The 1,698-nt window shown below is 62.8% G+C and carries 1 protein-coding gene; it reads left to right on the top strand.

Annotated features, from left to right (window positions below):
* Nucleotides 1–1,680: formate--tetrahydrofolate ligase (locus ACFWYE_RS30990; RefSeq protein WP_379115824.1), on the top strand; the 1,680-nt coding region annotated here is incomplete at its 5' end.
* Between the last annotated feature and the right edge of the window lie 18 nt (nucleotides 1,681–1,698).

Genomic DNA, 1,698 nt, shown 5'->3' with positions numbered 1-1,698 from the left:
ATGGCCGAGTACAAGAGTGACATCGAGATCGCGCGCGGCGCGAAGAAGCAGGCGATCCAGGCGATCGGCGAGAAGATCGGCATTCCGAGCGAGCATTTGTTGCCCTACGGCCATGACAAGGCGAAGGTCTCGGCCGAGTTCATCAAGTCGGTCAAAGGCAACAAGGACGGCAAGCTGATCCTGGTCACCGCCATCAACCCGACACCGGCCGGCGAAGGCAAGACCACCACCACGGTCGGCCTGGGCGATGGCCTGAACCGCATCGGCAAGAAGGCGGTGGTCTGTATTCGCGAGGCTTCGCTCGGACCCAATTTCGGCGTCAAGGGTGGTGCCGCCGGCGGCGGTTACGCCCAGGTCGTGCCGATGGAAGACATGAACCTGCATTTCACCGGCGACTTCCACGCCATCACCACCGCCCACAACCTTCTCTCCGCCCTCATCGACAACCACATCTACTGGGGCAATGAACTGGGCATCGACATCCGTCGTGTCGCCTGGCGCCGGGTCATGGACATGAACGACCGGGCGCTGCGCCAGATCATCGTCTCATTGGGTGGTGTCGCCAACGGTTTCCCACGCGAGGCCGGCTTCGACATCACGGTCGCCTCCGAAGTCATGGCCATCCTGTGCCTGGCCACCGACCTGAAGGATCTCGAAAAGCGCCTCGGCGACATCATCGTCGCCTATCGCCGCGACAAGACCCCGGTCTATGCCCGTGATCTCAAGGCCGATGGTGCCATGGCGGTGCTGCTCAAGGATGCCATCCAGCCCAACCTCGTGCAGACGCTGGAGAACAACCCGGCCTTCGTGCATGGCGGTCCCTTCGCCAACATCGCCCATGGCTGCAACTCGGTGGTTGCCACCACCACGGCCTTGAAGCTTGCCGACTATGTGGTCACCGAGGCAGGCTTCGGCGCCGATCTCGGTGCCGAGAAGTTCTTCGACATCAAGTGCCGCAAGGCGGGCCTGAAGCCTGCCGCCGCCGTCATCGTCGCCACCGTGCGTGCCATGAAGATGAATGGCGGGGTCAAGAAGGAAGACCTTGGTCAGGAGAACATCGAGGCGGTGAAGAAGGGCTGCGCCAATCTTGGCCGCCACATCGAGAACGTGAAGCAGTTCGGCGTGCCGGCGGTGGTGGCCATCAACCACTTCGTCTCCGACACCGATGCCGAGATCCAGGCGATGAAGGCGTTCGTGGCGGCACAAGGTGCCGAGGCGATCCTGTGCAAGCACTGGGCGCAGGGCTCTGCCGGCATCGAGGAGCTTGCCCACAAGGTGGTGGAGATCGCCGAGAGCGGCGCCTCGCAGTTCTCGCCGCTTTATCCCGACGACATGCCGCTGTTCGAGAAGATCAACACCATCGTCAAGCGCATCTATCGCGGTGACGAGGCGATTGCCGACAAGTCGATCCGCGACCAGCTGCACCAGTGGGAACAGGCCGGCTACGGCAACCTGCCGGTGTGCATGGCCAAGACGCAGTATTCCTTCTCGACGGATCCGAACCTGCGTGGTGCTCCGACCGGCCACACGGTTCCGGTGCGCGAGGTTCGCCTGGCTGCCGGTGCCGGCTTCGTCGTCATCATCTGCGGCGAGGTCATGACCATGCCCGGCCTGCCCTCCAAGCCATCCTCGGAGAAGATCTTCCTCAACGATCAGGGACAGATCGAGGGACTGTTCTAACAGGAAAGGCAGTAGGGC

Source organism: Mesorhizobium sp. NPDC059025 (assembly GCF_042739655.1).
Lineage (GTDB): Bacteria > Pseudomonadota > Alphaproteobacteria > Rhizobiales > Rhizobiaceae > Mesorhizobium.
This window is presented reverse-complemented; position numbering and strand designations above follow the sequence as displayed.